Raw genomic sequence first — 23,476 nt, forward strand, 5'->3', positions numbered from 1 at the left:
TGCGAGTAAGGGCCCTTACGTCGTGCCAACTACTGCTTCCTTCCGGTCACCCCAACCCTAGTTGGGGAGCTGTCCGGAAGATCTAGGGCACCTCACCCACGCCCCACAGCACTTGCCCGTTGATCTCGCACTCCAGGTAGGAGGCCGCCTTGGCGTCGCTGCCGCGATGCTCCACGTAGTCGAGCACCCACGCCCCTGGATGCGTGCCGATTAGCTCAGCGCCGTCGATCGCCATCTGCCGCCTACCCGTACATAGAGGCGGTTGTTGGTCGAGTCGACCGCGAGTGTCCCGTCGACCGGTGTGTGCGTGAACGAGGAGTCGCTGACCGGGCCCGCGACCAGGCGCAGCGGCGGGTTCGGATGGTACGTGGCCGGAATGGTGCCGCCGAACTGGCCTCCGATGTTCCCGTAGCAGTTCTCGACCCAGAAGTCGCCGGCGCTCGAGGCCTCGTAGTAGACGTGGACGCCGGTCGGCCTCGTCGTGTAGAGCCCCACGACGTTGCGCAGGACGGCGGTCGAGTCGGGACCTGAGTACAGGTCGACACCGGAATTGACCGTCGCGGTGGAGCTGTTGGCGATCAGGACGTTCTCCAGGGCGCTGGCGTTCCCCGCCCAGGTGATGATGTTCTGCGCGGTGGAATACCCGGAGGCGAATCCGCCCGCGTATGCGTAGATGTTGGTCGCGTAGACGTGCTTGCAGGAGGCGTCGACCTTCAGATGTGGGCCGCCCTGCATCCTGGAGGTCTCGAACTTGCAGTCCGTTATGTAGATCCCGTTGGGATTGTTGGTCTTCGCGGTGCCCTGTGTAATCCACAGCGCACCGGTGCCGAAGGCCTCCATGCGGCAGCCGATGAAATGGATCTGGTTGACGTTGTCGGCGCTGTATCCCCAGCCGCTCGCGGCGGAGGAGTTGCGGAGCCAGACGTTGGGCTGGGTGGTGCTGCCGGCCGTGCCGGTGCTCGATTCGATCACCAGGTTGTAGAAACGAGAGTCCCAGAACTCGACGGCGTCGATGCACGTGTCGTTATTGCTCGACATGAACACATCGCGGAAGTAGGAGTTGTCGTTGTAGTACAGCTCGAGCAGCAGGCCGGTCTTGCTGTTGCCGTTGAAGCCGAGGTTCTCGATCGAGCAGTAGCGGCGGTGCGTCGCCCCGGTGGGGTCCCCGGTGGGGTCGGCGGAGGCGCCGGACATGCTCAGCAGGATACCGTTCGCTCCCTTGACGAGCATGGACGCCTTGCTGCTCGCTCCAACCAGACGGATCCCGTTGCCGCCGACGGACAGGGCCGGGCTGTCGCTCGTCGGGATGACTTTGTACTTCCCCCCGGGGAAATATACGGTTCCGCCGCCCGCCGCGACCGCTGCGTTGATGGCAGCCTGGACTGCCGCAGTGTCGTCGGCGGATCCATCGCCCACCGCGCCGTGCGCCTTCACGTCGAACCAGTCCAATGAACCCGCGGCGGCCGCCGCGGGTTGTGCTCCGGCGAGCATGGCGACACCCGCCAGCCCCGCGGCGGTCCCCCACAACGCCCGACGGCTCACACCTGGGTCCTTCGGATCAATCACAGCAGTTCCTCTCAGTAGATTGATCTTTGGATCCAACCAGTTCGGCAGGGATTCGGGGGATATTTCGCCATTTGTGAGCGAGCTCTCGCCGTGGGGCAGTCGGGCCCGTGCCTACGTACGACCGCACTCCCGGCACGCAGAAACGACTCGACCGCGCCTCCCGTTGATCACGGGGCGCGGTCGAGTTGATCCGGCGTGGCCTTGTGGGCGCGTGCCGAGCGCCGGCCCCGCAGGTCATTGCGAGGCCCGGGCGTGGAATTTACGGGTCAGCGGGAAGCGCGATTGACGGCGGAGATGATGGCCTTCAGGGAGGCCGTGGTGGTGTTGGCGTCGATGCCCACGCCCCACAGCACCTGCCCGTTGATCTCGCACTCCAGGTAGGAGGCCGCCTTGGCGTCGGTTCCCGCGCTCATCGCGTGCTCCACGTAGTCGAGCACGCGCACCTGGATGCCGACCCCTGCTATGGCGTCGATGAACGCCGAGATCGGGCCGTTGCCCGAGCCCGCGATCTCGCGGATCTCCCCGTCGAGGCGGATGTCGGCGCCGATGCGGTCCTTCTCGTCCACCGTCGACTCGTGGCGGTGAGCCATGAGGCTCAGGCGGCCCCACCGGTTGGCCGGGTTGGGCAGGTATTCGTCACGGAAGATCTCGAACATGGCGGCCGGGCCGATCTCGCCGCCCTCGCTGTCCGTGCGGGCCTGTACGACCTTGGAGAACTCGATCTGCAGCCGGCGCGGCAGGTCGAGCTGATGGTCGGCCTTCATGATGTAGGCCACGCCGCCCTTGCCGGACTGGCTGTTGACCCGGATGACGGCCTCGTACGTGCGCCCGATGTCCTTCGGGTCGATGGGCAGGTAGGGCACCGCCCAGGTGAAGTCGTCCACGGGCACGCCCGCCGCGGCGGCGTCGCCCTCCATGTGCTCGAAGCCCTTCTTGATGGCGTCCTGGTGGGAGCCGGAGAAGGCGGTGTAGACCAGCTCGCCGCCCCACGGGTGGCGCGGGTGCACGGGCAGCTGGTTGCAGTATTCGGTGACCCGGCGGATCTCGTCGATGTCGCTGAAGTCGATCTCGGGGTCGACGCCCTGGGAGAACAGGTTCATGCCCAGCGTGACCAGGCAGACGTTGCCGGTGCGCTCGCCGTTGCCGAACAGGCAGCCCTCGATGCGGTCGGCGCCGGCCATGTAGCCCAGCTCGGCGGCGGCCACGGCGCTGCCGCGGTCGTTGTGCGGGTGCAGCGACAGCACGATCGAGTCGCGGTGCCTGAGGTTGCGGTGCATCCACTCGATCTGGTCGGCGTAGATGTTGGGGGTGGCCATCTCGACCGTGGCGGGCAGGTTGACGATGACCTTGCGGTCCGGGGTCGGCTGCCACACGTCGTTGACCGCGTCGCACACCTCGACGGCGTATTCGAGCTCGGTGCCGGTGAACGACTCCGGAGAGTACTGGAAGTAGACGTCCACGTCGGTGGCGTCGGCGAGCTTCTTGACCAGCTTGGCGCCCTCGACCGCGATGGCCGTGATGCCGTCCTTGTCCTGGCCGAACACGACGCGGCGCTGCAGGGTCGAGGTCGAGTTGTAGAGGTGGACGATGGCCTGCTTGGCGCCCTCGATCGACTCGAAGGTACGCTCGATCAGCTCCGGCCTGGCCTGGGTCAGCACCTGGATGACGACGTCGTCCGGGATGCGGTCCTCTTCGATGATCTGCCGGATGAAGTCGAAGTCGGTCTGCGAGGCGGCGGGGAAGCCTACTTCGATCTCCTTGTAGCCCATGCGTACCAGCAGCTCGAACATCTTGAGCTTGCGGTGGGCGTCCATCGGGTCGATCAGGGCCTGGTTGCCGTCGCGCAGGTCCACCGCGCACCAGCGGGGCGCCTTGGTGATGACCTTGTCGGGCCAGGTGCGATCGGTCAGCCGGACGGGCTGATAAGGCTCATAACGATGGATCGGCATAGAGCTGGGCTGCTGAGCGGGCATGTCAGATGCTCCTCGTCGGGCGTTCGAAAGGAAACGGCCGACGCGCACGACTGGCTCCGCGGCGAGGGAGCCGGCCTAGAGGCCCCCGCCGCGGCAGCTAAGAAGCAGTCCGCGCAGCATGCCAAGCACGCTACCAGACGTCTTGGGATGTGCCGTCCCGGATCTCATATCGTGAGAACGCCTGGAAGCCCGGATTACCCGTCGATCAGGACGCTGAGGCAGGTCACGCATCCTTCGATCTTCTCAAATTCTGAAATATCGACCTTCGTTACCTTAAGTCCGCGCCTCTCCAGCATCGTGGCGGTCTGCGGCGCCGAGGCGGCCATCAGGACCCGGTCGCCGCCCAGCGGGACCACGTGCGCGCCCGCCTCCTCCTGCGGCACCAGCAGATCGGGCAGGTCCACGTGGCGCGGGTCGCCTATGAGCGTCCCGTCAGGGAGGGCCGTGACCGCTGACTTCAGGTGCAGCACGCCGGTCATGGTCACGGGGACGACGCGGCGTTCCGGCAGCAGGGCGGCGAACTGGGCGATGCCGTCGTCGTTGGTGCGCGCCGAGCGGCCGACGTACACGATGGGGCCGGCCTGCAGCACGTCGCCCCCGTCGAGCGTGCCGGGCGGCGCGATCCTGACCGCCTTCAACCCGAGATCCCGTACGACCTGCGCCACGGACTCCACCTCCGGGCGCCGCTCGGCCGCGCCCGGCCTGGTCAGCACGGCCAGCCGCCCCGACACCACCACCGCGTCCTCCACGAACGGCGCGTCGGGCAGGTCGTCGGCGGGCTCGGCGTACGCGGGCCGCCACCCGTTGCCCGCCAGCGCGGCCACGTACGCGTCGTGCTGGACGAGAGCCCGCTCGTAGTCCACCGGCTCGCGCTCGATATGGGTGACGATGCCCTCGGCGATCCGGGGGCCAGGCTTTCTTACCAGCGCGATACCAGACATAGGGCGTGTTCTATCACGTGGTGACTAGAGTCTTGGGCATGCGTGACGACGAGATACTCATCAGGATCAGCGCTCTGGTCGACGAAGAGCACGAGCTGCGCGACAGGCTGGCGGACGGCGACGTGACGACGGACGAGGAGCACGCGCGGATCAAGCAACTGGAAACGGCCCTCGACCAGTGCTGGGACCTGCTCAGGCAGCGCCGCGCCAGGCGCAGCGCGGGCGAGAATCCCGACAACGCGAGCGTGCGCCCGGCCAACGAGGTGGAGAACTACCGGCAGTAAATCGTTCGCCCGGGCCGCTCGTCGTGCGCTTTGCTGGCCGTATGACGATCCAGCCCATCGACCTTGACCGGCCAGGAGATCTGATCGCGGGCCTGCACGACGTCTACGTGGCGGGCAACTCCCATGACCCCGGCCCCATGCCCTCCCTCCCTCACTTCCGCACCCAAGTGGGCATCGACAAACCCGGCTGGCGGCACGAGGTGTGGGTGGAGCTGGAGGACGGCAAGGTCGTCGGAGGCTACGGGCTGGGTCTGCCGCAGCTGGACAACATTCACGTGGGCAATTTGTATCCGCTCGTGGTCCGGCCCGAGCGGCGCGGTCGCGGACTCGGCACGGCGTTGTTCGAGCACGCCGTGGGGCGGTTGCGGGCGCACGGCAGGCGGCTGCTGATCACCGAAACCCCGGCCGCCGGCATCGGCGCCCACTTCGCGCGGGTTCGCGGCATGACCCCCGGCCTCGCGGAGGCCCGCCGCACCCTAGACCTGCGCATGGCCGACTGGGGCGCGCTCGAGCGCATGGTCCCCGAGGTCGACGGCTACTCCTTGGAGCGGTGGATCGGCCCGGCGCGGCCCGAGCTGCTGCCCGACGTCGCCACTTTGATGAACGGCATGAACGACGCCCCGCGCGCCCCCGGCGTCGAGGACCAGGACTTCAGCCTCGAACGCGTACGGGGCGACGAGGAGAGCATGCCCGCCGGCGCCATGACCGGCTACAGCACCATCGCCCGCCGCGACGCCGACGGCGCCCCCGCCGGCTTGACGCGCATCTACCTCAATGACGACCGCTCCGGCGGCTGGGGCGAGCAGGGGGACACGCTCGTACTGCGTGAACACCGGGGCCACCGCCTGGGCTTGCTGATCAAGCTCGCCAATCTGCTCTGGCTGCGAGAGCGGGAGCCCCGCATTGAGCGGGTCATCACGTGGAACGCCACCTCCAACACTCACATGCTGGCCATCAACGAGGCCATGGGCTTCGAGCTCCTCGACGAGTGGAACGAGTGGCAACTGACGGTGTAGTACGTCCGCGGCTTGACGGCTAACCTGACACGCTATGACCTTGGAGGCGTTGCGAGACGGGGATCCACGCCAGGTTGGGCCGTACGCCCTGCTCGGCCGGCTCGGCGAAGGCGGCATGGGCGTCGTCTACCTGGGGCAGGGGCCGGACGGCACGCGGGTGGCCGTCAAGCTGATCCACGCCAGGATGGATGCGGACGCCGGCTTCCGGCGGCGCTTCGCCCGGGAGGTGGCGGCCGCCAAGCGGGTCGCCAGGTTCTGCACCGCCCCCGTCCTGGACGCCGACGTCGAGGGCGACGTCGCCTATCTGGTCACCGAATACGTGGAGGGGCCGAGCCTGGGGGACGCCGTGCGCGCGACCGGGCCGTTGAAGGGCTCGGCGCTGGACGGGCTCGCCGCGTCCATGGCGATGGCCCTGCGCGCCATCCACGGGGCCGGGGTGGTGCATCGCGATCTCAAGCCGTCCAACGTGCTGCTCTCCCAGGTGGGGCCCAAGGTCATCGATTTCGGCATCGCGCAGCTCGCGGACGCCGAGATGAGCAGCGCGATGGTGGGGACGCCTTCGTACATGTCGCCGGAGCAGGTGTCGGGATCCTCCATCGGCCCCGCCTCGGACATCTTCTCGTGGGGCTGCACGGTCGCCTTCGCCGCGAGCGGCCAGCCGCCGTTCGGCTCCGGACCGGTCCCCACGATCTTGCTCCGCATCCTCAACAACCCCCCTGACTTACGGGGGCTCTCCGGTCCTCTGCGGGATCTGGTGGCGGCGTCCCTGGCCAAGAACCCGGCCGAACGCCCCACGGCCCAGGACCTGATGGACCGCCTCAGCACCTCCGGGCCGTTCTTGCCGGGCTCGGTGGCCGGTGCGCCGGGCTCGGTGGTCAGTGCGGGTCCTTCCACGGGAAGCACTCCGGCCGCGGCGGGCGGGCCTTTCGCGGAAGGTGGCGCCACGCATCCCGGTGGCGAGTCCGCCGATGCCACCGCGCCGGGCGCCGATGCGGTGACGCCCGCCCCGCCTCAGGTCGCCGCGGGGCATGGTGAGCCGGGGGCCATGGCGGCTGGAGGGCGACGTCAGCGGTTCACGGCGGCGGCCGCCGCCGTGGTCGTAGCCGTCGCCGGTGTGTCGGCGGCACTCATCTGGGGCAGACAGAGCGGGCCCGGCGGCGTCGAGGATCCGGCGGCGAAGGGGACATCGCGAACGACCGAGGCTGGAGCCGCCGACCAGTCCTCCGGCCGGCCGGCCAGCCGGGCCGTCTCCCCCCAGAACCCCCTGCGAGCCCGGGAGAACGTCGCCTTCTACGCCCCGCCCGAGCCGGCCGCCAGCCGCCAGGCCGCGCTCTGGGCCGAGGACCGCCCCAAGGACGCCGAGCTCATGCGCAATCTGGCCGATGTCCCCTACGCCGTCCGCCTGGGCGAGCCCGAGGTCAGATCGAAGGTCGAGAACACGATCGCGGAGGCCGAGCAGAAAGGCGGCGTCCCCGTGTTCCTGATCAACTACATGCCCGGCAGCGACTGCCGCCCCGTCGGCGACGTCGGCATGGCCGAGTACCACAAGTGGATCGAGGGCATAGCCGGCCAGATCGGCAGTGCCGAAGCCGTGGTCATCCTGGAGCCGTCCAGCTTGGTCAAGATCCCCGGCGCCGAGAACTGCGACCAGCCGGGCTCCCCCGAGCAGCGTTACAAAGACGTGCGCCAGGCGCTGCAGACCCTCAAGACCAATCCCAGCACCGCCGTCTACATCGACGGCAGCCAGGACCTCTGGCCGGGCGCCGAGATCATGGCCGAGCGGCTGGTCGAGGCGGGGATCGACAAGGCGGACGGGTTCTTCGTCAACGTCAACTCCTTCCACACCACGGCCAGGAGCGTCGCGTACGGCGAGAAGTTGTCGGCCTGCATCAGCATCCAGCTCGACACGGGCAGGAAGGGCTGTCCCGCGGACGTGAAGGTGGACCCGGCCAAGATGCCGCACTTCGTCATCGACACCAGCAGGAACGGCCGGGGGCCGTGGACCCCGCCCAAGAAGCGCTACACGGACCCGCAGGTCTGGTGCAATCCGCCGGGCAGGGGCCTCGGCGAGCAGCCGACCACCGATACGGACGAGGAACTGGTCGACGCCTACCTGTGGATCACCCGGGCGGGCACCTCCAGCGGCAGGTGCCGGCGTGGCACAGGCGGTGAGAAGGATCCGGAGCGCGGCGTCGTGTCGCCGGAGGCGGGCGAGTGGTGGGGGGACCTGGCGCTCGAACGGGTGAAATTGGCCAACCCGCCGTTGCGGTGAGGTTATGACCGTAATGCCCCGACGATGAGCGGACGTTGGATCTGCGCGTAACCGGCCTGTTAGTGAACGTTGCGTTTCTATGTGGTGAATCGTATGCTCCTTAGAGAACGTAACGTTCTCTAAGGAGTGGGTGGCATGGGTCTCGTGCTGTCGGGGCTGATACTGGCGATGCTGCTGGGCGCGCTCGACCAGACGATCATGGCCCCCGCCCTCCCGGCCGTGGCGGGCAGCCTCGGCGGGCTCGACCAGATGCCCGCCGTGGTCACCGCCTACCTCGTCGCCGCCACCGTCGTCATGCCCGTCTACGGCAAGCTCGGCGACCGTTACGGCCGCAAGCCCACCATGCAGGTCGCCATCGTCGTGTTCGTGACCGGCGCCGTGCTGTGCGGGCTGGCCACGTCGATGCCGCAGTTCATCGCCTTCCGCGCGATCCAGGGGCTGGGCGGCGGCGGGCTGATGATCGGCGCGCAGGCGATCATCGGGGAGATCGTGAGTCCGCGGGAGCGTGGGCGCTACCTGGGGTTCATCGGCGCCGCGTACGTCGTGGCCGCCGTGGGCGGCCCGCTGATCGGCGGGTTGTTCATCGACCGGCTCGGCTGGCGGTGGATCTTCGCCATCTATCCGCCGCTCGGTCTGCTGGCCTTTGTCGTGCTGAGCGCGACCCTGCGGCTGCCCACACCACGGGGACGGGCGCCGCTCGATGTGGCAGGGGCGCTCACGCTGGCCGTCGCCGTCGTGGGCGTGGTCATGGTGGGTCAGACCAGGAACCCGTTCTTCCTGCTGCTGGTGGCCGCCGGGGTGGTGGCGTGGCTGGTCAGCGCCCGTTTCGCCCAGGACCCCATCCTCCCGTTGCGGCTGTTCCGCGACAGGGCCTTCGCCGTGCCGGTGACGATCAGCCTGCTCATCGGGTTCACGCTGTTCGGGACGATCACGTACCTGCCGGCGTACCTGCAGATCGCGTTGCGCACCAGCGCGACGCAGGCGGGGCTGCTGGTGACCGCGCTCATGGGCGGCGTGCTCTTCACCACGGTCGTGTCCGGGCGGCTGATCACCCGGACCGGGGTCTACAAGCCGTACCCCATCGCCGGGACCGCCGCGGCCACCGCCGGGCTCGCGCTCATCGGCGTCGCGGGCGGCTCGCCGCTCGCGCTGGGCGGCGCGGTGCTGCTGACCGGGCTCGGGGTCGGGCTGGTCATGCAGGTCATGGTGCTGGCCGCGCAGAACGCCGTCGAGTACGCCGACCTCGGCACCGCCACCTCGTCGGTCACGTTCCTGCGCCAGATCGGGGCGTCGGCCGGGGTCGCGCTCGTCGGGGCACTGATCACCGCCAGGTCCGGAATCTCGGCCACCACCGCGCCGTCCGATCTGCCGGACAGCGTCCGCGACGCGTTCGCCGCCGCCGTGCCGCCGGTGTTCGCGGCCATGGCGCCGCTGCTCGCGGTGGCGTTCTTCCTCGCGCTGCTCCTGCCGGCGCGCCCGCTCCGCACCACCGCCTATGCCGAGGAGGCATCGTGAAACTCGTCGGACCCCTGAGCTCGTTCGGCCGCGGCGACCTGGCCATGGCCGGTGGCAAGGGCGCCAACCTGGGCGAGCTCGTCAGGAACGGCTTCCCCGTCCCCGGCGGCTTCGTCGTCACCACGCACGCCTACGACCTCGTCGCCCAGGGCCATGCCACGCGGGCGTACTTCGAGCAGGTCGAAATGCCCGACGAGTTGCGGCACGCGATCGTGGAGGCCTACGCCGCGCTCGGCGCGGGGCCGGTGGCCGTGCGGTCCAGCGCCACCGCCGAGGACCTGCCGGGCGCCGCGTTCGCCGGGCAGCAGGACACCTACCTCAACGTCGTCGGCGAGGAGGCCCTGCTCGACGCGGTACGCCGCTGCTGGGGCTCGCTCTTCACCGACCGCGCCGTCGCCTACCGCGCCAAGCTCTCCATCGACGACTCCGAGGTGAGCATCGCTGTGGTCGTGCAGCGCATGGTCGAGGCCGACACGGCGGGCGTCATGTTCACCGCGAACCCGGTCAGCGGCGACCGCGCCCAGCTCGTGATCGACGCCAGCAGCGGCCTCGGCGAGGCCGTCGTGTCCGGTCTGGTCACCCCCGACCACTATGTGGTGGATGCCGAGGGCGGGGTGGAGTTCACGCCGGGGCGCCGGGAGGTCGTCATCCGGGGCGCGGCCGGCGGCGGGGTCACCCGGGAGACCGGCACCTTCGAGGCGGAGCGGCTGCCCGACGCGGTGGTGCGGGAGCTGGCCGCGCTGGGCAGGCGGGTCGCCACGCATTTCGGGCGCCCGCAGGACATCGAGTGGGCCTGCGCGGACGACCGTGTTCGCCTGCTGCAGGCGCGGCCGATGACCGCGCTGCCGCCGCCTCCGGTCGGGAAGCTCAATCCGCTCCAGCGCCGCCTGGCCACCGTGTTCCTCGAATACATGCCCACGCGGCCGTACCCGATCGACGTGTCGACCTGGCTCCCGTACGGGCCGGCCGGGCTGATGGGCAAGGTGACCGGCGCTTTCGGGCTGCGCCGTGCGTTCGGGGACTTCCTGCGGGAGGAGGACGGCGTCGTCTACGCCTTCATCCCGCCCAAGCCGCAGCCCACCGCCGGGGTGCTCGCCGCGCCGTTCCGCGTCGTGGCCAAGGCCAGGCGGTACGACCCGGCACGCTGGACCGAGGACCGGCGCTTCCTCGACTACTGCGCGGCGGTCCGGCGGCTGGCCGCCCGCGACCTGGCGGCGATGTCGTGGCAGGAGCTCATCCGCGTGCCCAGGCAGGCGTTCGCCCTGGTGGCGCCGGTGGCCGGCCTGCGCATCGACTACCTGCCGGGCACCGGGCTCGCGCTGCTGCGGCTGCTGGTGGCGGTCAAGCTGCTGAGGCGCGGCAGGTTGTTCGGCGGCCTGCTGTCCGGCGCGGTCACGCGTACCACCGAGGCCAACCGGGCGCTGGAGCGGCTGGCGGAGCTGGCCAGGCGTACCGGCGCGCTCGACGCCGACCCGCCGCCCGCCGAGTTCCGGGCCGCGTTCGAGGAGTTCATGGCCGAGTACGGCCACCGTGAGACCGTCAGCCCCATCCTCGTCACCCCGCCCACGTGGGCGGACGACCCGGAGACCGTACTCGGCCTGGTCAGGGTGCTGGCCGCGGAGCCGCCTCCGCGCAAGGAAGGCGACGACGCGCTGGAACGCCTGCTCGCCCACCCGCTCCTGCGCTCCCCGCGCCGCCGCGCCAGGATACGCCGCTGGGTGGCCGCCGCCCGCGCGGGCACGGCCTTCCGCGAGGACAGTCACTTCTATTTCACGATGCCGCAGCCCATCCTGCGCAGGTCGCTGATCGAGCTGGGGCGGCGGCTGCGGGACGCGGGCGTGCTCGACCACCCCGAGGACGTCTTCCACCTGCGGCTGGAGGAGCTGGAGGCCGTCGGAGACGTGACCGCGCTGCCGGCCGCGGAACGCGACCGGCTGCGCGACGTCGCCCGGGCACGCGCGGTCAAGCGCGAGGAATTGGGCGGCGTGCGGCTCATCGACCACACCGCGGTGTTCCCCTCCCTGGCGACCGGTGACGCGCTCGTCGCCGGGTCGCCCGCGAGCGGCGGCATCGCGACCGGGCCCGTGAAGGTGATCAAAGAGCCGGCCGAGTTCGGCAAGCTGGAGGCCGGCGACGTGCTCGTCTGCCCCTACACGAACCCGTCGTGGACGCCGCTGTTCCAGCAGGCCGCGGCCGTGGTCGTGGACAGCGGCGGCGCCGCTTCGCACGCGGCGATCGTGGCCAGGGAGTACGGCATTCCGGCCGTCATGGGCACCGGCACGGGCACGTCCGTGCTCGAGGACGGCCGGCTGGTCACCGTCAACGGCGACACGGGCACGGTCACCGAGGGTGCCTAGGATTCATGCCATGGTGACCGATCATCGCAAGCTGCCGCGCCGCCGGGGCGAAGCGCTCAACGCCGCCATCTACCAGGCGACGCTCGATGAACTGGCCGAGAGCGGCTACGCCGGGCTGACCATGGAGCGGGTGGCCGAGCGCGCCAAGGCCAGCAAGGCCTCGCTCTACCGGCGCTGGCCGACCCGCATCGAGCTGGTCACGGAGGCGGTCCGCAACACGCTGCCCACCGTCGAGTCCGTGCCCGACACCGGCAGCCTGCGCGACGATCTGATCACCGCGCTGAGCCTCGCAGCGCACGCCATGTCGGGACCCGCAGGGGAGGCGCTGCGCGGACTGCTGGGCGAGGCGCTCAGCAGCGGTGCTCCGCTGAGCGCCATGCGCAGGACCTCGGGGGGCATGGGCAGGAAGATCATGGAGGAGATCGTCCGGCGTGCGATCGAGCGCGGCGAGGTCGAACCGGACACGGTCACCCCGCGCCGCCTCGACGCCGGTCACGCGCTGCTGCGTCACCACTTCCTCTTCATCGGCGCGCCCATCCCGGACGAGCTGGTCGTCCAGATCGTGGACGAGGTCCTCATCCCGCTGCTCACGAGCGACTGACAGGCGCTCACACCAGGGTGAGCAAGCCCGTGGCGGCGCGCCTCTGCTGGAGCGCCCTCCGCGCGACCACCGTCGCCATCGCGACGCTGAGCAGTGCGCTGGCCGCGACCGCCGTCACGAAGCCCTCCGACGCCTTCGGCAGTCCCAGGACCACGAGGGCCGCGACGAACAGCCAGCCCAATCCGGTGCAGATGGCGGCGACGGCGAGTGTGCTCGCGCTGGCGCGCACGCCGGCCGCCAGCCCGGGCGCGCTCGCCGCGAGCGTCAGCAGGGGCAGCACGAGCGCCATGGCGACCGGCACGAAGAAACCGCCCGTCATCGCGTCCCCCAACGGACCCACGGGATAGCCGGCCTGGGCGAAGGCGAGGGCGTAGAAGAACCAGACGAGGAGTCCCATGGGCACGGCGAGGACAAGGCCCGTCACGATCATCAACGATGCGAGGCCCCGCGCGATCGGCTCCCGGCTCCGCAGCGCGGCACACGAGGTGATCAGCATCATCGCCGCCGCGAGCACCGCTGACGCGGCCGCCGTCACGAACAACAATGTCGCGGAGTGTCGCAGTGACTCGGCCAGCGCCCCCGTGCCTGCGGCCTCGGCCCAGGCGCCGTGCAGGCTGGGCATGTCGCGCACGCCGGGGTTCCACAGGACGAACAGGGCATAGCTGCTGACGAGCAGCACCAGCCAGAGCGGGATCCGAAATCGCCACGGCCCTCTCCGGAAGTGCAGCCAGGCGTCGCCCGCCCCGCGGATCAGGTCGAGCACGGTGCGCGGTCGCACCGGCCGCGACGCGATCAGGTCGCCGACCTCCTCGCCGTAGCGCTCGCGCCACGCCTTCGGATACAGCTTGAGCACCGCCTTCGCCGCCGCCCGCATCATGCCTGCCCCCACGCCACTCGCCTGGCCCCCGCCTGCTCGACCCGGCGCAGTGTGGCGAGCTGCTCGCGCAGCGCGTCACGCCCGCGCTCGGTGATCCGGTACGGCTTGCGCCGCTCCGCCGACTCGACCGCCTCGATCCAGCCGCGCTCCTCCAGCCGCATCAGCGCCCCGTAGAGGGTGCCCGGCTCCAGCGCCGTGCCCGAGAACTCCTCGATGTCGGTGATCATCCGGTAGCCGTGTTTCTGCCCTTCGGCCAGGCTGATCAGCACCAGCAGCGCCACGTCCGTGAAGCGGCCGAGCTCCTGTGTTCTCCGTGCCATGTATTCAGTAAAACTTAGTAAGTTCTACTGAGCAAGTCCCATCGTCGCGGCCATGAGCCGCATCGAGTGCTCGAAGGCGGTGCGGCGGTTCTCGATGGTGTTGTTGAACTGGCCGAACAGTTCGAAGCTGACCCACCCGTACAGGGCGGTCCACGCCGTCACGCCGCGGAAGATCACATCGTCCGGGACGTCGGGGATGATGGCGCGGACGGTGGCCGCGTCCTCGCGGAGCGAGGCCGGGGGAGGGGGAAGCGGCTGTGCCGGGGTGATGGCCGCCGCGTGGTGAGCGTCCGACAGGATGCGGCCGAGCACGATCGTGTCGCGCACGGCCGCGGGGATCGTGTCCTGCGGGGCCTGGTAGCCCGGGACGGGGGAGCCGTACAGCAGGGCGTATTCGTGCGGGTGGGCCACCGCCCAGTCGCGCACGGCATGGCAGACGGCCAGCCAGCGGCCCGGGAAGTCCTCCTGCGGGCAGCCGGCGTCGGCCTGCTCCACGGCCTCGCCGAGCGCGTTGTAGCCGTCGATGATCAGTGTGGTGAGCAGGTCATCGCGGCTTGGGAAATATCGGTAGATCGCCGACGAGACCATGCCCATCTCGCGGGCAACGGCACGCAGCGACAGGCCCCCTGCGCCCTCGGTGGCGAGCTGCCGGCGCGCGATGTCGGTGATCTCCTTGGTGAGCTCGGCCCTGACGCGTTCGCGGGCGGTTCGGCTGGCTGTCATGTAGACGAGGCTACCAGAGCACTGCGAGAAAACGAGAGCACCGCTCTTGACGAACGCCGCTCCAATAAGAGAGCATTGCTCTCGTAAGCGAATGGCAGTCACACCACGGAGACGCAGATGCTCGACCTCGCCAAGCACTCCAACGCGGCCCTCATGTTCTTCCTTGAGCTCGGCGTGCTGATCTCCGTGGCCTACTGGGGGTTCAATCTGAGCTCCGGCTGGGGCGTCAAGCTGCTGGCCGGACTCGGCGGCCCGGCGTTGTTCATCGCGGCGTGGGCGTTGTTCGGGGCGGGCGGCGGCACGAACGCCGTCTTCCCGCTCACCGGCCTGGCCCGCGCCGCGCTGGAGATCCTCTGGTTCGGCGGCGGCGCCCTGGCGCTCTACGCCTCCGGCCTGGTCACCTCCGCCGCCGTCTTCTACGCGCTCTTCATCCTCAACGCGGTACTCCGCCTCATCTGGAAGCAGGTCTGATCATGGGCAAGCACGTCGTCGTGGGTTCCGGCCAGGTCGGCACGCATCTGGCCACCAAGCTCCTCGCCCAGGGACACGAGGTCACCGTCGTGACCCGCTCGGGCAGCGGGCCCGCCGGCGCGGCCAAGGTCGCCGCCGACGTGGCCGACAAGGCCAAGCTCATCGAGGTCACCAAGGGGGCCGACGTCCTCTACAACTGCGTCAACCCGCAGTACCACCGCTGGCTCACCGACTGGCCGCCGATGGCCGAGTCGTTCCTGGCCGCAGCCGAGGTCAGCGGCGCCGTGTACGTGATGCTCGGCAACCTCTACCCGTACGGACCCGTCACGGTCCCCATGACCGAGGACCTGCCGCTCGCCTCCACCAACCCCAAGGCGCGGGTGCGGGCGAAGATGTGGGCCGACGCGCTGGCCGCCCACGAGGCCGGCCGGATCAGGGTGACCGAGGTGCGCGGCGCGGACTACTTCGGCCCCGGCGCCACCGACCAGTCCTACCTGGGCGACAGGTTCCTCGCACCGCTCAGGGCGGGCAAGACCATCCAGCTCGTCTGGCCGGCCGACATGCCGCACAGCTGGACGTACCTGCCCGACGTGGCCGATGCGCTGATCGTGGCCGGCCGTGACGAGCGGGCGTGGGGCCGGCCGTGGCACGTGCCGACCGCCGAGCCGCTGACGTTCCGGCAGATCGGCGAGCGCATGGCCGCGGTGCTCGGACGCCCCGCGCCCCGCATGGTGCAGCTGCCCTGGCCGGTGCTGCGCGCGGTGGGCCTGTTCGTCCCGTTCATGGGTGAGCTCCGGCACACCCGCTACCAGTTCATCGCGCCCTACGTGCTCGACTCCTCGGCCTTCCAGCACACCTTCGGCGTGGCGCCTACCCCGATCGACCAGGCGCTCAAAGCTACGCTCGACGGGTGAAGACAGCCATGATCGGCCTGGGGGACATCGCGGAGAAGGCGTACCTGCCCGTGCTCGCCGCCCAGCCCGCCCTCGACCTGCACCTGTGCACCCGCAACAGCGCCCGTCTCGACCGGCTCGGCGACGCCTACCGGATCGCCCGCCGGTCGACGAGCGTGGACGAGGTGATCAAGGCGGGCGTCGAGGCGGCGTTCGTGCACGCCGCGACGGACGCCCACCCGGGAATCGTCGAGCCGCTGCTCGCCGCCGGGATCCACGTCTATGTGGACAAGCCGATCGCGTACACGCTCCAGGAGTCGGAGCGGCTCGTACGGCTCGCGAAGGCCGAGAACAGGTCGCTGATGGTCGGCTTCAACCGGCGGTACGCACCCGGATACGCCGGGCTCGCCGACCGGCCCCGGCATCTCATCATCATGGAGAAGAACCGCGACAACCATCCCGACGACCTCCGCCGGGTGATCTTCGACGACTTCATCCACGTCGCGGACACCCTTCGGTTCCTCGTCCCCGGCGCGGTGACCGGCACCACGATCAGGACCCGCGTCAAGGACGGCCTGGTCGAGCACATCGTGCTGGAGCTGTCCGGCGACGGCTTCACCGCCGTCGGCGTCATGAACCGGGTGAGCGGCGCGAGCGAGGAGTCCTGCGAGGTCATGGGCGACGGCGTCAAGCGCCGTGTGGAGAACCTCGGCGACGTGATCGACTATCGCGGCGGCGAGGTCCTCACCCGGCGGCCCGACTGGGTGCCGGTGGCCAGGCAGCGCGGCATCGAGCAGATCTGCCTGGAGTTCCTCGCCGCCGTCCGTGAGGGCCGCCGGATCGACGCCGACGACGCCCTGATCACGCACGCTCTCTGCGAGGAGATCGTCAGCCAGGCCGGTTGACCCGCATCGCCCGGTCGGCCCTGGCGAACATCCGCTCGAAGGTCGGGCCGCCCAGTCTGGTCAGCACGGTGTAGCCCTGCTCGTCGCGCAGCGGGCTGGAGGACGACACGATGCCCGCGATCGCGCCGCCGTACAGCGCGGGCCCGCCGCTGCCGCCGGCGGCGGCGTGGCAGTTGCGCGTGACCATCAGCCCCGGCCCGGTCGCGATGCCCTCGACGACGTCGGCCAGGCATCGGTGCAGCCGCAATCCCGGGTACCCCTTGCCCGCCGGGTAGCCCAGCAGCTCCAGGCCGCGCAGTTCGGTGCCCCTCGCGGTCGGCATCGGGCGCAGCCCCCGCCCGGTCACCGCCTCCAGCGGGCGCCCCCGCCGCATCACCCCGACCAGGCCGATGTCGTACGGCAGCAGCTCGGGCGAGAACGCCTGGCTCCGCCACCTCGCCGGCACCCACGTCCGCACGGCCGGCCAGATTCCCAGCGGCGGCCGTCCCCGCTCGTAGCCCGGCAGGAAGGCCAGGCGGTCGAGCAGCCTGCCCTCGTGGTAGAGGCAGTGCGCCGCCGTCAGCACCAGGCTGCGGCTGCGCGAGCCGATCACCGTGCCCCCGCACATCACGTCCTTCTTCGTGACGGGGTCCCGGCCGACGAGCACCCCGGTGAGCCGGCGCGCCCCCGTGTAGGGGCGCGGGACCGGGGCGTAGCCCAGGCGGTCGCCTTTGGGGGTCAGGATGCGGGGAACGGGGATGTTGCGTTGCGACACCTCGGCGACGGCGGCTGGATCGAGCAGGACCAGGGACAGCACCAACCTGAGCACCCTCCCACTGTTAGCAGAAGATGATCAGTGCCATGACCTGCGACATTCGTGTTTACTGAACTTGTGTACTGGGAACCGCGACGCCGGTGGCTCAGTCCTGGCCGTCTTCCTGGCGGCCTCCGACCAGGTGATGACGCAGAGGAACCCGATGGGACCTCTCACGTCCCCCATGGTTTCAGCGTGGGGCCCGCCCGGCGTCGGACTTCGGGCGGGCCCCGTGCTACTTAAGCAGCGGTCACGGGTAGAGCCCGCGCAGCTGGTGCGCCTCGGCGACGCGGCCCACGCCGATCACGTGGGCGGCCTGCCTCAGCGTCAGGCCGCGGGCCGCGGCCAGCGACTTGACCTCGCAGAACGCGCTGTCCATGAGGTCGCGCATCTTGACCTCGACCTCACCGGAGTTCCAGGAGTAGGCCTGCATGTTCTGCACCCACTCCAGGTACGACACGATGACCCCGCCCGCGTTGGCGAGGATGTCGGGCACGACCGTGGTGCCGTTCGCGCGGAGGATCTCGTCGGCCTCGGGCGTGGTGGGCCCGTTGGCGCCCTCCACGACCAGACGGGCGCGGATCCGCGGCGCGTTGGCCTCGGTGATCGCCCCTTCGAGCGCCGCCGGGATCAGGACGTCCACGTCCAGCTCCAGCAGGTCGTCGAGGGGCAGCGCGTCGGCGTGGCGGTAGCCGTGCACGCCGCCCGTCTCGGCCGCCCACGTACGCAGGCCGGCGATGTCGAGACCGCTGCCGGCGTACACGGCCCCCGTGATGTCGGAGACGGCCACCACCTTGCAGCCGGCGTCGGCGAGGTATTGGGCGGTCAGGGCCCCCACCTTGCCGAAGCCCTGCACGGCCACGGTCACGCCCTCGGGCGAGCGGCCGAGCGCGGCCAGCGTGGTGATCTGCACCCCGCGCGAGGTCGCGCCGGAGCGGCCGAGCGAGCCGCCCAGCGCCGTCGGCTTGCCGGTGACCACGCCGGGCACCGAGTAGCCGGCGCTGACGCTGTAGGTGTCCATGATCCAGGCCATGGTCTGCTCGTCGGTGCCGACGTCGGGAGCCGGGATGTCCTTCTCCGGGCCGATCATCGGCAGGATCTCGTTGACGTAGCGGCGGGTCAGCCGCTCCAGCTCACGGGTGGTGAGCACGGCCGGGTCCACGGCCACGCCGCCCTTGGCGCCGCCGTACGGGATGCCGACCAGCGCGCATTTCCACGTCATCCACATCGCGAGCGCGGTGACCTCGTGGATGTCGGTGCCGGGATGAAAGCGGATGCCGCCCTTGGCGGGGCCGCGTGAGACGTTGTGCTGGACGCGGAAGCCCTGGACGACGTCGAGACGTCCGTCCTCGCGCCGCACCGGGACCGAGACGGTCAGCGAGCGGCGGGGCGTGGCCAGCACCGTGCGGAGCCCGTCTTCGAGCCCGAGGTGCTCGGCCGCCTGGTCGAGCTGGTGGAGAGCGGAGTCGAGGGCCTGGCGGCCCGGGCTGATCAGGGCCGGCGTCTTTGACGGCACCATGATGCTCATGGAAGAGATTCCTCCTGGATATACGCCCTATTCGCGGGGAAAGCGCCATTGCTTTCCACTTGTGGGCAATGTTGTCGCGATCATCCTAGGGTGGGGGGTTTGACCTTGCCTAGCTGTTCGCCGAAACCCCGGCCGCTGATCGAGATGCTGTAGACCGTGCCACTCTGGCAGGCTTACGGCGAGAGTTTGCCGAATCATCGAAATCAGGGAGTGGGATGCCCGCACTCGTGGTGGGGCCGATGCTGCGACACGTCGATACCGACAGCGCCTCGATCTGGGTGGAGACCGCCGAACCCTGCACGGTCACCGTCGAGGCGGGCGGCAGGGCTTACCGGTCGCCTACCTTCACCGTGCACGGACACCACTACGCGATCGTGGATCTCGTCGAGCTGTCCCAGGATATCGCGTCCTATTCCGTGAGCCTCGAGGGGGAGGAGGTATGGCCCCTGGCGGGTCGCCCGCCGAGCGGGATCCGCCTGCTGCCCGCCGCCGGCGCCCGCCGGCTGGCGTTCGGCTCGTGCCGCAGCAGCGTGCCGCACGACGCGGCGCACGTCCGCACCTACGGCGAGGACGTCCTGCGGTCCTACGGCCGCCATCTCGCGAACGCGGGCGACGCGGAGTGGCCCGACCTGCTGCTGCTCCTCGGCGACCAGGTCTACGCCGACAACCCCTCGCCCGACATGCTGGCCTACATCCGCTCCCGGAGGAGCACGCCGCCTCACGACGAGATCGCCGACTTCGAGGAATACGCCGAGCTCTACCGCCAGGCGTGGACCGAGCCCGACATCCGCTGGCTGCTGTCCACCGTGCCGACCGCGATGATCTTCGACGATCATGACCTGCGCGATGACTGGAACACCTCGCAGCCCTGGCGCGAGCGGATGGCCGGGACGAGCTGGTGGCGGCGCCGGGTGGTGGCGGGGCTCGGGGCGTACTGGGTCTACCAGCACCTCGGCAACCTCTCGCCGGCCGAGCGCGCGGCCGACCCGCTGCTGCGCACCCTCCTGGATCGCGGCGGACGCGACGGGGGCGACGCGCTCGACGCGTTCGCCGAGAAGGCCGACGCCGAGCCCTCCAGCAACCGCTGGAGTTACGCCCGCGACCTCGGGCCCGCGCGCCTGATCATGGTCGACACGAGGTGCGCGAGGCAGCTCACCCCCGGCGACCGCCGCATGCTCGACCCGGCGGAGTGGGCCTGGCTCGAGGAGCAGGTCTCCGCTCCGGCCGAGCGCGTGATCATCGGCTCGTCGATACCGTTCCTGCTGCCCGAGGGCGTGCACGGCGTCCAGAACTGGAACGAGGCCCTGTGCGACGGCAAGTGGGGCCCGCTGGTGCGGCGCTGGTCGGAGGCGTTCCGGCAGGCCATCGACCTGGAGCACTGGGCCGCGTTCCGGCGCTCCTTCGAAGACCTGGCCGGGCTGCTCATCCGGCTCGGCAAGCCGGTGCTGATCCTCTCCGGCGATGTCCACTACTCCTATCTGGCCAAGGCCGATACCGGGCCGGTCTACCAGGTGGTCTGCTCGCCGATCCGCAACCCGCTCAGCCGGATGCTGCGCTGGGCCAACGTGTTCACCCAGTTCTCGATCGCCACGCTGGTGGGCGGCCTGCTGGCGCGGCTGGCGGGCATCCCGCGCCCGCCGTTCAGGTGGCGGATCACCAAGGGCCCGTGGTTCCAGAACGCCCTCGCCACCCTCACCCTCCCCGACCAGGTGACCTGGTACGACTCCGGCGGCGACGTGCTCAGGCCGATCGAGTCTGTACGGCTGGAGTGAAAATGGTTATCGTTGGCGTCATGACTGAAGATCATTACTCCCTCGCCGTCCCGTTCTACGACCTGTGGCACGAGGACGGGCACGTGCCCCTGGTCCGCGAGCTGCTGCCGCCCCTGCTCAAGGGCGTGCGGCGGAGCGTCGTCGAGATCGGCGCCGGCACCGGCCTGATCACCAGGCTGATCGCCCGCGAGACGCCCGCGGAGATCTACGCCGTCGAGCCGTCGCTGGGCATGCGCTCCGTCCTGGTCAACCGGCTGGCGGAGGACCCCGAGCTGCTGAGCCGGGTGACCGTCCTGCCGTGCGGGGCGCTGGACGTGCAGGTGGACGAGCCGGTCGAGGCCATCGTGATGATCTCGGTGCTGCAGAGCTTCGACGCCGGGCAGCGGGCCGAGCTGTGGCGGGTGCTGGCCAGGCAGCTGGAGCCCGGCGGGCTGCTGATCTTCAACTGGCGGGAGCGGTCCGTGCGGGGTCCCGGCGAGCTGGAGACCGTGGGCTCCTATCAGGTCGGCAGGCATGTCTACGAGGTCGCGGGACAGGTCCTGGAGGTCGCCGGCGAGAGCGTCACCGCGCGCCACGTCTACCGGGTCCGGCACCGCGGCGTGGTGATCAGCGAGGACGAGGTGGTCTCCACCGGCCACTGGCCGTCCGGGGGGCGTCTGGCCGCCGAGCTGGAAGCGGCCGGGTTCGCCAGGGACGAGGCCCCTGAGGGCATGGAGGCGTGGCGGAAATAGTGGGAACCGGGCTCCGGTGTGCGGCCAACAACAGGGTGACCGCATGAGAGAGGACCGGCACAGTGGTGGGTGTTCAGGATGTGCCCGAGACGCTGGACGACTCGACGCTGATCGGGTATTCGCTCAGCGACCCCGAGAGTTTCGCGGCGCTGTTCGACCGGCATGCCGACGAGATCCACAGGTACGCCGCCCGGCGTCTCGGATCGGAGCTGGCCGAGGACGTGACGGGAGAGGTGTTCCTCGTCGCGTTCCGCGGGCGGGCCCGGTACGACCGCTCCTGGCCCGACGCCAGGCCCTGGTTGTACGGCATCGCGACCAAGGTCGTCGCCCAGCACCGCAGGGCGGAGCGGCGGCGGACCGCGGCCATGGCCAAGGTCAGCGTGGAGCGCCCGGGCACGTTCGACGACCGCAGCGCCGACCGGGTCACCGCCGAGCAGCTCCAGCCCCGGCTGGCCGGCGCGCTGACCCGGCTCAGCGCGGGCGAGCGCGACCTGCTGCTGCTGGTGGCCTGGGCGGACCTGACGTACGAGGACGCGGCGATCGCGCTCGGCGTGCCCGTCGGCACCGTCCGGTCCAGGCTGCACAGGCTCCGCGTCAAGGTGCGCAGGGCGCTCGGCGGCATCGATCCCTTCGGAGCATCAGAGGAGCGCCAGCATGGATGAGGACGACATCCGCGTGTTCGCCGAGGGCAGGCCTCCTGCCCCGCCCTATCGCCCAGAGGCTCGCGAGCGGGCGCGGGAGCGGCTGCTGGCGGAGGCGCGTCGCGGGGGCCGCTTTCGCCTGCCGCGCTTCGGGTGGCACGCCGCGGCCGCGTTCGGGGTGACGGTCGCGCTGGTCGGGGGCGTGGGCGTGACCCTGTCCGGCCAGGGCGCCGGCACCACGTCACCGGTCCAGTCAGCCGTCCTGTCGGACCAGCTGAACCCCAGACCCGGCCAGTTCATCCTGATCGAGTCCGACACGATGTACGCCTCGTTCTCCTTCAGCAAGGACGGCGCGGACGAGAGGCACCTCTACCGGACGCACAGGAAGATCTGGCAGTCGGTCGACGGCGGCGAGAACGGGCTGCTGCTGATCGAGGGCCGTGAGCCCAAGCCATGGCCCGGCCGGGAACTGCCGAAGAGGGCCGTGCAGGACGAGCGGGGCTCCTCCTGGCACACGCTGGCGTCCTGCCCCGACCGGCTGGGCGACCATCGCAAGGACTACGCCTACCTGAGCACGCTGCCGGCGGACGCCGCCGCGATGCGTGACCGCGTCTACCGGGCCGCAGGGGAAGGGTCGGAGGGCAAGGCCGCCGACAAGGACCTGAAGGCGTTCACCTACGTGGGGGACCTGGTCAGGGAGACGTATCTGCCCAAGGCCCAGCGCACGGCACTGTTCGAGGCCGCCAAGGGCATCCCCGGCGTCGAGGTGGCCGAGGGGGTGGCCGACTCGGCGGATCGCAAGGGAGTGGCGCTCGGGCGCGTGGACCGGCAGGGGACGCTCACACAGCTCATCTTCGACCCGGCCACGCACATGTTCCTGGGGGAGCGGCACACGGTCGTCGAAGACAAGGGGGCCGGCGCCCCCGTCGGCAGCGTCCTGGCGCTGACGGCTCAGCTCAAGGTGTCGGTGGTGGACGAACTGCCCGAGGCGCCGTCGGTGGGCCACGACGCGAGCTGCGACCCCGTCCAGCAGGACCGGGCCACGGCCCCGGCCGAGGAGCCGCCCTCGGACGGCCCGGCCGACGAGCCGCCCTCGGACGGCCCGGCCGACGAGTCCGTGCCGATCCCCGATCCGGAATTCTCCACGGAGCCCGCACCGGACGACGTGCCGAGCGATGAGCCCGCGCCGGACGAAGGTCCCGTGCCGAGCCGGACGCCGGTGCCGGCCGAGGAACCCCAGCGGTCCGAAGAACCGACCGAGGCACCTCCGCGGCCAGGCAAGTGACCACTTAGCCGG

The 23,476-nt window shown here is 70.4% G+C and carries 21 protein-coding genes; 13 read left to right on the forward strand and 8 right to left on the reverse strand.

Annotated features, from left to right (window positions below; all coding sequences use genetic code 11):
* Nucleotides 1–210: 210 nt before the first annotated feature.
* The 3 genes from ACIBX3_RS13230 to ddaH all read right to left on the reverse strand — a co-directional run bounded on the left by ACIBX3_RS13230 (nt 211) and on the right by ddaH (nt 4,480).
* On the reverse strand, nt 211–1,542 hold the full coding sequence (locus tag ACIBX3_RS13230; RefSeq protein WP_397116399.1) for a glycosyl hydrolase family 28-related protein: 1,332 nt from the start codon (nt 1,540–1,542) through the stop codon (nt 211–213).
* A 290-nt stretch (nt 1,543–1,832) separates the two neighbouring features.
* Nucleotides 1,833–3,539, reverse strand: coding sequence for a 2-isopropylmalate synthase (gene leuA / locus ACIBX3_RS13235; RefSeq protein WP_397116401.1), 1,707 nt, complete (start codon nt 3,537–3,539; stop codon nt 1,833–1,835).
* Nucleotides 3,540–3,733: 194 nt separating this feature from the next.
* A complete protein-coding gene (gene ddaH / locus ACIBX3_RS13240; RefSeq protein WP_397116403.1) occupies nt 3,734–4,480 on the reverse strand; it encodes a dimethylargininase in 747 nt (248 codons plus the stop codon).
* Between the two features lie 38 nt (nt 4,481–4,518).
* Here ddaH and ACIBX3_RS13245 point away from each other — a divergent pair, with 38 nt between their 5' ends.
* The 6 genes from ACIBX3_RS13245 (at nt 4,519) to ACIBX3_RS13270 (ending at nt 12,525) form a co-directional block, all read left to right on the forward strand.
* Nucleotides 4,519–4,764 (forward strand): DUF2630 family protein, encoded by a 246-nt coding sequence (locus ACIBX3_RS13245; RefSeq protein ID WP_397116405.1) that lies wholly within the window; start codon nt 4,519–4,521, stop codon nt 4,762–4,764.
* A 41-nt stretch (nt 4,765–4,805) separates the two neighbouring features.
* Nucleotides 4,806–5,780, forward strand: a complete 975-nt coding sequence (locus tag ACIBX3_RS13250) for a GNAT family N-acetyltransferase (RefSeq protein ID WP_397116407.1) — start codon at nt 4,806–4,808, stop codon at nt 5,778–5,780.
* Between the two features lie 34 nt (nt 5,781–5,814).
* A complete protein-coding gene (locus ACIBX3_RS13255; RefSeq protein WP_397116409.1) occupies nt 5,815–8,052 on the forward strand; it encodes a glycoside hydrolase family 6 protein in 2,238 nt (745 codons plus the stop codon).
* 135 nt (nt 8,053–8,187) lie between these two features.
* Nucleotides 8,188–9,567 carry an MFS transporter gene (locus ACIBX3_RS13260; protein ID WP_397116411.1) on the forward strand — a complete coding sequence of 460 codons (1,380 nt, stop codon included), beginning with the start codon at nt 8,188–8,190 and terminating at the stop codon, nt 9,565–9,567.
* Nucleotides 9,564–11,924 carry a PEP/pyruvate-binding domain-containing protein gene (locus tag ACIBX3_RS13265; RefSeq protein ID WP_397116413.1) on the forward strand — a complete coding sequence of 787 codons (2,361 nt, stop codon included), beginning with the start codon at nt 9,564–9,566 and terminating at the stop codon, nt 11,922–11,924. Before ACIBX3_RS13260 ends, ACIBX3_RS13265 begins: the two co-directional genes overlap by 4 nt.
* A 10-nt stretch (nt 11,925–11,934) precedes the next feature.
* Nucleotides 11,935–12,525 (forward strand): TetR/AcrR family transcriptional regulator, encoded by a 591-nt coding sequence (locus tag ACIBX3_RS13270; RefSeq protein WP_397116415.1) that lies wholly within the window; start codon nt 11,935–11,937, stop codon nt 12,523–12,525.
* 7 nt (nt 12,526–12,532) lie between these two features.
* Here ACIBX3_RS13270 and ACIBX3_RS13275 read toward each other — a convergent pair whose 3' ends face one another.
* The 3 genes from ACIBX3_RS13275 to ACIBX3_RS13285 are packed head-to-tail and all read right to left on the reverse strand — an operon-like array spanning nt 12,533 to nt 14,445.
* On the reverse strand, nt 12,533–13,414 hold the full coding sequence (locus ACIBX3_RS13275) for a hypothetical protein (protein WP_397116417.1): 882 nt from the start codon (nt 13,412–13,414) through the stop codon (nt 12,533–12,535).
* Nucleotides 13,399–13,722 carry a PadR family transcriptional regulator gene (locus tag ACIBX3_RS13280; protein WP_397116419.1) on the reverse strand — a complete coding sequence of 108 codons (324 nt, stop codon included), beginning with the start codon at nt 13,720–13,722 and terminating at the stop codon, nt 13,399–13,401. Before ACIBX3_RS13280 ends, ACIBX3_RS13275 begins: the two co-directional genes overlap by 16 nt.
* A 24-nt stretch (nt 13,723–13,746) precedes the next feature.
* Complete coding sequence (locus tag ACIBX3_RS13285) at nt 13,747–14,445, reverse strand: TetR/AcrR family transcriptional regulator (RefSeq protein WP_397116421.1); 699 nt, start codon at nt 14,443–14,445, stop codon at nt 13,747–13,749.
* Between the two features lie 117 nt (nt 14,446–14,562).
* On the opposite strand from ACIBX3_RS13285, the gene ACIBX3_RS13290 reads away from it, so the two are divergent.
* Genes ACIBX3_RS13290 through ACIBX3_RS13300 form a run of 3 tightly spaced genes read left to right on the forward strand, consistent with a single transcriptional unit; the run spans nt 14,563 to nt 16,714 of the window.
* Nucleotides 14,563–14,916 (forward strand): YrdB family protein, encoded by a 354-nt coding sequence (locus ACIBX3_RS13290; protein WP_397116423.1) that lies wholly within the window; start codon nt 14,563–14,565, stop codon nt 14,914–14,916.
* A 2-nt stretch (nt 14,917–14,918) separates the two neighbouring features.
* Complete coding sequence (locus ACIBX3_RS13295) at nt 14,919–15,830, forward strand: NAD-dependent epimerase/dehydratase family protein (RefSeq protein ID WP_397116425.1); 912 nt, start codon at nt 14,919–14,921, stop codon at nt 15,828–15,830.
* On the forward strand, nt 15,827–16,714 hold the full coding sequence (locus ACIBX3_RS13300; protein WP_397116427.1) for a Gfo/Idh/MocA family protein: 888 nt from the start codon (nt 15,827–15,829) through the stop codon (nt 16,712–16,714). The genes ACIBX3_RS13295 and ACIBX3_RS13300 overlap by 4 nt, the downstream gene beginning before the upstream one ends.
* Here the strand turns inward: ACIBX3_RS13300 and ACIBX3_RS13305 are convergent.
* Entirely contained in the window at nt 16,698–17,522 is an 825-nt protein-coding gene (locus ACIBX3_RS13305; protein ID WP_397116429.1) for a trypsin-like serine peptidase, read from the reverse strand. The two genes, ACIBX3_RS13300 and ACIBX3_RS13305, sit on opposite strands and share 17 nt — an antisense overlap.
* A gap of 235 nt (nt 17,523–17,757) precedes the next feature.
* Nucleotides 17,758–19,035 carry a Glu/Leu/Phe/Val dehydrogenase gene (locus tag ACIBX3_RS13310; RefSeq protein WP_397116431.1) on the reverse strand — a complete coding sequence of 426 codons (1,278 nt, stop codon included), beginning with the start codon at nt 19,033–19,035 and terminating at the stop codon, nt 17,758–17,760.
* A 215-nt stretch (nt 19,036–19,250) separates the two neighbouring features.
* Between ACIBX3_RS13310 and ACIBX3_RS13315 the strand changes: the two genes are divergently transcribed.
* The 4 genes from ACIBX3_RS13315 (at nt 19,251) to ACIBX3_RS13330 (ending at nt 23,464) form a co-directional block, all read left to right on the forward strand.
* Entirely contained in the window at nt 19,251–20,807 is a 1,557-nt protein-coding gene (locus tag ACIBX3_RS13315) for an alkaline phosphatase D family protein (protein WP_397116433.1), read from the forward strand.
* Between the two features lie 20 nt (nt 20,808–20,827).
* Nucleotides 20,828–21,538, forward strand: a complete 711-nt coding sequence (locus tag ACIBX3_RS13320; RefSeq protein WP_397116435.1) for a class I SAM-dependent methyltransferase — start codon at nt 20,828–20,830, stop codon at nt 21,536–21,538.
* Nucleotides 21,539–21,603: 65 nt separating this feature from the next.
* Complete coding sequence (locus ACIBX3_RS13325) at nt 21,604–22,200, forward strand: RNA polymerase sigma factor (protein WP_397116437.1); 597 nt, start codon at nt 21,604–21,606, stop codon at nt 22,198–22,200.
* Nucleotides 22,193–23,464 (forward strand): CU044_5270 family protein, encoded by a 1,272-nt coding sequence (locus tag ACIBX3_RS13330; protein ID WP_397116439.1) that lies wholly within the window; start codon nt 22,193–22,195, stop codon nt 23,462–23,464. Before ACIBX3_RS13325 ends, ACIBX3_RS13330 begins: the two co-directional genes overlap by 8 nt.
* Nucleotides 23,465–23,476: the final 12 nt, after the last annotated feature.

Source organism: Nonomuraea sp. NPDC049480, assembly GCF_044465905.1.
Taxonomy (GTDB): Bacteria; Actinomycetota; Actinomycetes; order Streptosporangiales; family Streptosporangiaceae; genus Nonomuraea.